We start from the raw sequence: 7782 nt of genomic DNA on the forward strand, positions 1-7782 counted from the left end.
GGTAGCCAAGATTTGATTTACTACTGGCTGCCATCATTTTGAACGGTAGTAATTTAATGAACGAACATAACCAACCGGCTGGCTCGTAAAACCATGACTTTTCGTTCAGGCACTAATTAGGTGCTCTAATAATTCCTAAAAATATGTTCTGTTTTGCATGAGGAAATTTTCTGAGGGTATGAGTCCGCCACAGACAGATTAACAAAAAACTTGGATGACATACGGTCAATTTATTATAATAGTTCTAATACCAACATTGATAATATAGTTCTTCTTTGCTTTGCTTACGTTCTGTTATCTACAAGTTATCATTGCGTAAAACGGAATATGTTCATTAGAAACATACATTCGTTTTTCCATCTTAGTTTGGTTTATCCGGAGAATCGTTGTGCCCGGTCGAGAGGGAAAATCTATATGAAACAATATCACATCTTTTGCGATATTGTTACATGAGGACGGCTTTTGCGGTTTGATAGATTTTATATTGGGCGACATGCCAATTGCATGTCGCTTTTATTATTTATGGTATACGGGGTGTTCCAGTATCTTCTTTAAAAATTAACCTTTGCATCGTGAATTGAAAAGTCAAGCGGGATCTCGCTGGTTTCCTGAAACGATTTCAATTCCTTGCCCACCGCCGGAGAACCGACAAGTCGGATTGAAATGGCTTCTTTTTCGCATTTTTGAATAATTAATAAAATGAGTTTAATTAAAGAAACATTGGTTTCAGAAACTTTTCTCAAATCTAAAATGAATTTTTTAAACCCTGATGTCTTCATCTCTTCTAATTTCTTATTCAAATGACTATCGATTTCAACCGAAATGGGCCGGGTGATCTTGCTGGGAAGCAGAAGTATTTGTATACCGTCCTCTTGGGAAAAATATTTCCTGGCCGTATCTTCCGCCGCTTTTTCCTCTTTTTTGGGCTCAAGCGTTAAGATTTTTTCAACACGCTCAATTAATTGCTCACCCTTAAACGGTTTCACCATATAATCATTTACGCCCATTTTAACGATTTGCATCACATTGTCTTTACCGGATTCAGCCGTCAGCATAATAACAGGAATATCCTTTAACGCATCCTCGCTTTTTAATTTCTCAAGCATTTCTGTGCCATTCATCACCGGCATGGTAATATCTAAAACAATCAGGTCCGGTTTTTCCTTGTTTGCTGCGGCCAATCCTTCGATACCGTTTTCCGCTTCAAACATTTCACAGTTAAATTGACGGAATGCTTTTTTCACAATCATACGAATTGTTTTACTGTCATCAACAGTTAGAATTTTTAAAGCCATAATTAATCTCCCAATATAATAAATTAAATTTATTCCGCTGTTTTTATATATACCTGGACTAAAGCGGTATTTTCCCTGCATTTAAAACCGAAACACTCACACCTGTCCCAACCTCTGGACTCTATTGTTAAGTCATTTCCCTCTGTAACAGAAGGAATGGAAAGGTCGCATGTAAAACCACTGTCGCAAAGCCTTGATTTTAGGTCACCGCCCACCATATTACATAACTCCCCAATCACATCGAAAACCTCTTCCTCGCTTTCTATTTCTTCCACCTCCATACCCAGCATTTCCGCAGTCATCAAATGCGCAAAGTTGCTGCTGACCAAAATATTGACGTTGCCCATTACTTTTCCGGCAAATCCCACTGACCCGACAATTTGATTGTCGCCATTGATTCCTTTCACGCTACCATCCATTTGTTCTATCTTCATTGACAGCATGGTATCAAAAACATCGGTCAAAATTTTTGCCACAAAACCCTTTAGATCAATATTGTTTATTTCGCTCATATTACTTGCCCCTTTCTAAATCTCGCAGCATTGATTGATCCATCTGAACCATGATTAATCTATCGGAAACCTTTGCAAAAAACTTTAGGATTTATTGGATGGATGAAAAAGTCATTTTTTAACCGGTAAATATATAAAAAATTTGGTGCCTTTATCTATTTCGCTTTCAACGTTTATTATTCCACCGTGATCCCGAATGATTCCGTCACTCAGGGCCAGCCCAAGGCCTGTCCCGGCTCCGGCCTCTTTAGTGGTAAAAAATGGATCAAGTATCTTCTTTAGGTTCTCCCTGGGAATACCACACCCGGTATCTTCAAATATGGTGACAATAAAATCTGATTGCCCGGGTAGAATTTCTTTGTTATCGCATCTTTTTGTTGAAATGGTAAGTACTCCGCTTTGGGACATGGCATCTATTGCGTTTGCAACAATAATGATGAAAACCTTTGTTAAGCTTGCCATATCTCCTGTTATCACTGGTAAATGATTGCCTAATTCTTTAACTATCTTTATGTTCACCAGCTTTAAATCATGCCTTGCCTGAACCATAGCTGACTCAATCACATCATTTATTTTAATCTTTACCAAATTTTGCATGCCGGCGCTGGAAAACTGCAGCAATCCCTGTACAATGGCAGCGATTCTGTTGGATTGCAATTGCATGATGTTCAGATAATTTGAAATATTTGGCTTTAAATCATCATCCATCAGCATAAACTGAACATGGCTGGATATGATATTCAGTGGGTTCAATATTTCATGACAGGCACCGGAAGTCAGCCTTCCCATGGAAGCCAGTTTTTCAGCCCGGGCTATCTCAGACTGGGCTTTTTGTAGTGATTCGTGCTCCTTTTTCAGGCTTTCATACAAAAAAGTGTTTTCCAAAACTAGGGAGCATTCTTTGGACAGCATCGCCAGAAGTTTCAAATCTTCCTGGGTAATCGAGCTCTCCTTTATGGGGGTAAAAAGCATGATCAACCCAAGAGTCCTCTTTACCGTTGTCAGAGGCAGCATAATGATGGTTTTCTTGTTCTTTGCCGCCAATGAGGGAATCAGCGCGGGCTGTCTCCGGTTAATCACCCATGGTAACATGCCGATTTCAATTTGCAGGTTGATCTCTTTTAAGCAAGTGGACTCTGTATCAGCCGGTGATACTTTTTTTAAAACAAATTCCTGAGTTTTTTCATGCACCATAAACAGCGCACAAACATCCACATCGATTGAATTTTCCACTTCTTCCAAAAAAACTTCCCAGATTTGATCAATATCGGCAGGCGCATCAATTTTTTCCTGAAACTTGTTCATCTGTTCCATTTTTTCTATAAATTCCAGCAAGGCTGTCTTTTCTTCACTGATTTCAAAATTTCTTTCAATTTCGGACATCAATTACGATTTTCCTTTCCGGATACTTGATGCTTGATTTAGGATATTCCTTTACCGGTTAGGGTGGCTTGGAATGTGTGGTCTGAAATCGAAGGCGAAGCCGTGTCGGTTATGGTAACATCAGAAGCCTTCTCTTTGTTAAAATTTTATATCCAGCAACCGGTAGTAATTATCTATCAGCAAGCGAAGCGATCATTAACTAAAAGTCCCCTTAAACGCAGCGCTTCCCAAAGAAAGCAATCGACCTTTCCAGGTCAGGTATAATTGGCAAACTTGCTTATATCTTCAAATTCAAGCTTTATCTTCTCCATGATAGGTTCAATTGCGCTTAATTTAATCTGTAAGGTTTCCCAGGCAATTTTATTTAGAAAAGGTATTTTATTGTCTCCGCCAGAACCTATATCAAGGGCTCTGCAAAGAATGTCCGCCAGATGAACCACTGCCGCCTCCTGTATAAACCTTCCAGCATTATCCGGTTCATGGTGAAATTCGATGGCATTAACCAGTTTTTGGGGCAAATTCCATTTTTCCGCCAGCAATTTCCCCAGTTCTGCATGTGTATATCCAAGAGTTTCATCTTCAGCAGATTTCATCAGTATGTTTTTTTCCTTTATAATGGAGGCAACTTTTTCAAAATCTTCAGGGAAAAACAACATTTCCACTACTTTTCCTATATCGTGTAACAGACCGGAAACAAAAAGCTCTTCCACCTTGTCATATCTAATATGATTTCCGATCACTTTTGCCCCCACCGCACAGCCGAGTGAATGGTCCCAGAATTTTTCCTGTAAGGTTTTCTTTCTCTTGTTCATACCGGTAAACATATTGAATATAGATGTGGTCAGGAGTAAATTTCTTATGGCATCAAAACCAAGCAGCACGATTGCATCTGTCACAGTGGAAATCTTTTGGGGGAATCCGTAAAATGATGAGTTAACCAGCTTTAAAAGCCTTGCGGTAAGCACCTGATCATCAACGATAACTCCTGCCAGGTCCTTAGCGGATGATCTGGGATTGTTTACCTGTTCAGTTATCCGAATGATTACGCTGGGAAGGGTCGGAAGATCATCTATTCTTCTAATCACTCTGGATAAACCCATATGGCTATTTTTACTTTTCTTCATGAGTTATTTTTTCTATCTGTTTGCATGCCACCTTCATTATTTCTTCCATAACCGGATCCTGGAGAACATCGGAAAATTTTTCTTTCAACTCTTTTTTTATCTTTTCCCTGGCTTTGGATTCCTCTCTTTTCTCTGAATCTATGTCTTCAACCTGTTCTCCCTCCACCGAGACCTCGCTTATTCCCCATGATCTTAATATCCATACTTTCCTCTCCGTAAGCTCTGTTCCGTCTTTAAGCAACAAAACATCCTGCTGGCTGTAAACAGATTTTGCCAGTATCATGCCCGGCTTAAACTCTTCTAAATCAACAGTAATCATCGGTTCCTCTTATATTATAAAAAGTCGGTCATCCTGCCATGTTAATGATTTGGCTGAAGGTCTTGTTTTATCTATCCGTTATATCGGCAGTTATAAAAAAAACTTAAGGGTTCGCCCAAAAATACCTTCATATTTTATACATCCCGAAACCCGAACTCCCCGACTCGCAGCACCCAAGGGGTAAGATGCATCCCTTAACCATATTTTTCCAAATAGTTACACGTTAATCAAATCGTTATTCCGTCCAAAAAAATGAAAAAACAGCTAAAGTTTTTAAAAACAATCCCGATAAATGTATTGAAGACAAAATAAAAAACATGAAAGGAGGTGAGAAAAAAACAGGAAATCAAATTTGTCTGAAATTTAAAATGTCGGAAAATTCGGCAAAACATTCAACCATTCGGCAGGATGCCGAAATAAAAACCTAGAAAAGGAGAAATATCATGGCTATTACATTAACATCAGGAATGAGACAAAACCTTTTTGCTTTGCAGAATACTACCAAGCTGATGGAAAAAACCCAGACCCGTCTTTCCACTGGGAAAAGAGTTAACAGCGCTCTGGATGATGCCATCAACTTTTTTGCGGCAGAAAATCATCAGCAACGTGCAGACGACCTGGCATTTCGTAAAGATGCCATGGGCGAAGCCATTCAGACCATAAAGGCCGGAAACAACGGAATCGAAGCCATTACCGACTTGATTGCCAGTGCAAAATCGACTGCTCAATCCGCGCTTTCTACCACAAGCACCACAGAACGCGCCGCATTGGCTGTCCAGTTTAACACGCTGATGGATCAAATCGACGACCTTTCTGAAGATTCAGGCTACAAAGGAATCAACTTTCTGTCCAACGATACCTTAACGGTTTCCTTTAACGCAGACGGAACCAATAGTATCGGTCTTTCCGGTTTCGATGCCTGTGCCACTGCTCTCGGGATAGCTGATGCAACTGGTTCTTGGGCGGCAGATGCAAGCATTAATACGGCGATCACAAACCTCGATACCGCAAAAGACACTTTGCGGACCGAAGCAAAAGAAATGTCTAACAACCTGAGTACTATTACCGTCAGACAGGATTTCACCGAAAAGACGATCAACACTTTAGAAGACGGCGTTGCCAACCTCACCAATGCAGACATGAACGAGGAAGGGGCTAATATGCTGATGCTTCAGACCCGACAGGCTCTGGGTACCACCTCATTGAGCCTTGCATCTGAGGCGGCACAATCAGTGCTAAGGCTGTTTTAATTAAAATCCTGAGGTGTAATCTCGTCCGGTAAGGGAGAATCAATCCTTCCCCCTTACCGGATTTTTCCTTGGGAGGCAAAAAAATATGACGACATCAAATATTGCAATCAATCAAGACCTGCCCCAAATCAGCCAAAAAGCTCACTTAACCGGGCCGGGACACAAACAGCTGGATAATATTAAAAAGGAAGCCTTGCTGAATAATGTAGAACGAGGATGGGATAAAATTGACAAAGACAATTTTTCTTTCGGCAAGCTCCAGGCATCCAATCTCAGCATCATTGCGGCGGCAAAAAGTATCCGGATGGCGGACGGAAATATGGAAAAGATTAAAACCTATATTGACCGTATGAAAGATGAGTTGCAAATACACGTAAAAAATTACCCCCCTTTTCTGTCAGGAAGTATAGAAAGGCTTGAAATGTCATACAACTTCAATGGGTTTCGAAAACTCATTGATCAATTGACCTTTCCGCCTGAAGATACAACTGCCGGGAAAATTATGGCTGCTCCATCTTTATTTGAATCTGAGGACAGGGATATAGTTATTGAACATAAAGGATTCAGCAAAACCATCCACAACAGGCAGGTTCATACAGGTCCGGGCGGACTCAACATTCCGGAACTTTCCGGCCATGCAACGGACGATGATATCCATTTGATGCTAAAAATACTCGACTTGGCAAAGGATACACTGATTAAGCGTCAATCCGAACTGGCCGCAGATGCTTCAGGTATAATGAATCCACCGGTAATATAAAAAGATACTGTAACCCCAATTGAGTCAAACTTAATTAGAATGTTATACTAAGAAAAAGTTTTTATCCCTATTCAGCGACAGACAACGGACTACATACTAAACAAATGAACGATATTTTACTTAATTAAGGCACAAAATGGCTCTTAAAATCACATTAAAACCAAATGAGCGAATGATAATCGACGGAGCGGTTATTACCAATGGCAGTAAAGTTACCGATTTTGTGATTGAAAACAAGGTTCCGGTCCTCAGGCAATCAGATATACTGAGGGAGGAGGAGGCCGATTCCCCGTGCCGTCGGATTTATTTCGCCATCCAGCTCATGTATGTTGATAAAGAAAATCAGGCCACCCATTATGCTAATTTTTGGAACCTTGCACAGGATACAGTAAAAGCCGCCCCCAGTATGGTCGGTTTTGTGGACCAGATCAGCGAGCATATATCAAGCAACAGGTATTACCAGGCGATAAAAATTACAAAAAAGATGATAGAATACGAACAGGAGGTATTAAGCCGTGCACAATAATCCTTTGGAAGCCTATAAAACAGTGGAGAAGAAAACCATGCCCGGAAGAGAAACAGAGGCAAGGGTTCTCACCCAGGCCGCACTTAAGCTTAAAGATTGCCAGGATAACTGGGGCGCAAAAGATCGGGATGAAAAGCTAGATGAAGCCCTCAAATATACGCAAAGGATATGGAGTATCTTTCAGGGCGAAATTTCAAATGAGGACAACCCGCTTCCCAAACAATTAAAGATCAACCTGCTTCGGCTCAGTTCATTTATCGATAAACGGATTTTTGAAACCATGAGCTACCCGTCACCAGAAAAGCTTACTGCGGTCATCAATATCAACCGGAATATCGCCTCGGGATTAAGAGGCTCAGCTTCTGACTGATGATTCATGATTGGAAAATCTGTCAATCGATAACCTAAAATTTAAAAATCATTTCCTAAAATAAAAAAGGGTCTCAATTCCGAGACCCTTTTAATTCTTATTGCTTGTCATATTGTTTCTTATAAATAGTGTCTGAACGACAATTGAAAACTGTTTGAATTTACGATGTAAAATCGCATAGAAGTAAAACGAAGATTTTCCAGAAAATGCATAATTTACTTGCATTGGCAACTCGTTAAAGGT

9 protein-coding genes are annotated in these 7782 nt (G+C 40.2%); 4 read left to right on the forward strand and 5 right to left on the reverse strand.

Features of this window, described 5'->3' with window-relative positions; genetic code table 11:
* Positions 1 to 551: 551 nt before the first annotated feature.
* From SWH54_00150 to SWH54_00170, 5 genes are all read right to left on the reverse strand, one after another.
* Positions 552 to 1295: a response regulator gene (locus tag SWH54_00150; protein MDY6789662.1), complete on the reverse strand. Its 744-nt coding sequence runs from the start codon at positions 1293 to 1295 to the stop codon at positions 552 to 554.
* Between the two features lie 29 nt (positions 1296 to 1324).
* Positions 1325 to 1807 carry a chemotaxis protein CheX gene (locus SWH54_00155; protein MDY6789663.1) on the reverse strand — a complete coding sequence of 161 codons (483 nt, stop codon included), beginning with the start codon at positions 1805 to 1807 and terminating at the stop codon, positions 1325 to 1327.
* Between the two features lie 111 nt (positions 1808 to 1918).
* Complete coding sequence (locus tag SWH54_00160; GenBank protein ID MDY6789664.1) at positions 1919 to 3190, reverse strand: ATP-binding protein; 1272 nt, start codon at positions 3188 to 3190, stop codon at positions 1919 to 1921.
* Positions 3191 to 3444: 254 nt separating this feature from the next.
* A complete protein-coding gene (locus SWH54_00165) occupies positions 3445 to 4314 on the reverse strand; it encodes an HDOD domain-containing protein (GenBank protein MDY6789665.1) in 870 nt (289 codons plus the stop codon).
* Positions 4301 to 4633: a hypothetical protein gene (locus tag SWH54_00170; GenBank protein MDY6789666.1), complete on the reverse strand. Its 333-nt coding sequence runs from the start codon at positions 4631 to 4633 to the stop codon at positions 4301 to 4303. The genes SWH54_00165 and SWH54_00170 overlap by 14 nt, the downstream gene beginning before the upstream one ends.
* 443 nt (positions 4634 to 5076) lie before the next feature.
* Here SWH54_00170 and SWH54_00175 point away from each other — a divergent pair, with 443 nt between their 5' ends.
* From SWH54_00175 to flaF, 4 genes are all read left to right on the forward strand, one after another.
* Entirely contained in the window at positions 5077 to 5883 is an 807-nt protein-coding gene (locus SWH54_00175) for a flagellin (GenBank protein ID MDY6789667.1), read from the forward strand.
* Positions 5884 to 5968: 85 nt separating this feature from the next.
* Entirely contained in the window at positions 5969 to 6643 is a 675-nt protein-coding gene (locus tag SWH54_00180; protein ID MDY6789668.1) for a hypothetical protein, read from the forward strand.
* A gap of 136 nt (positions 6644 to 6779) precedes the next feature.
* A complete protein-coding gene (locus SWH54_00185; GenBank protein MDY6789669.1) occupies positions 6780 to 7169 on the forward strand; it encodes a flagellar biosynthesis repressor FlbT in 390 nt (129 codons plus the stop codon).
* The gene (flaF, locus tag SWH54_00190) at positions 7159 to 7539 is read left to right on the forward strand and encodes a flagellar biosynthesis regulator FlaF (protein ID MDY6789670.1); all 381 of its coding nucleotides are present in this window, start codon (positions 7159 to 7161) and stop codon (positions 7537 to 7539) included. The genes SWH54_00185 and flaF overlap by 11 nt, the downstream gene beginning before the upstream one ends.
* Positions 7540 to 7782 lie beyond the last annotated feature (243 nt).

It is taken from the genome of Thermodesulfobacteriota bacterium (genome assembly GCA_034189135.1).
GTDB lineage: Bacteria > Desulfobacterota > Desulfobacteria > Desulfobacterales > JAUWMJ01 > JAUWMJ01.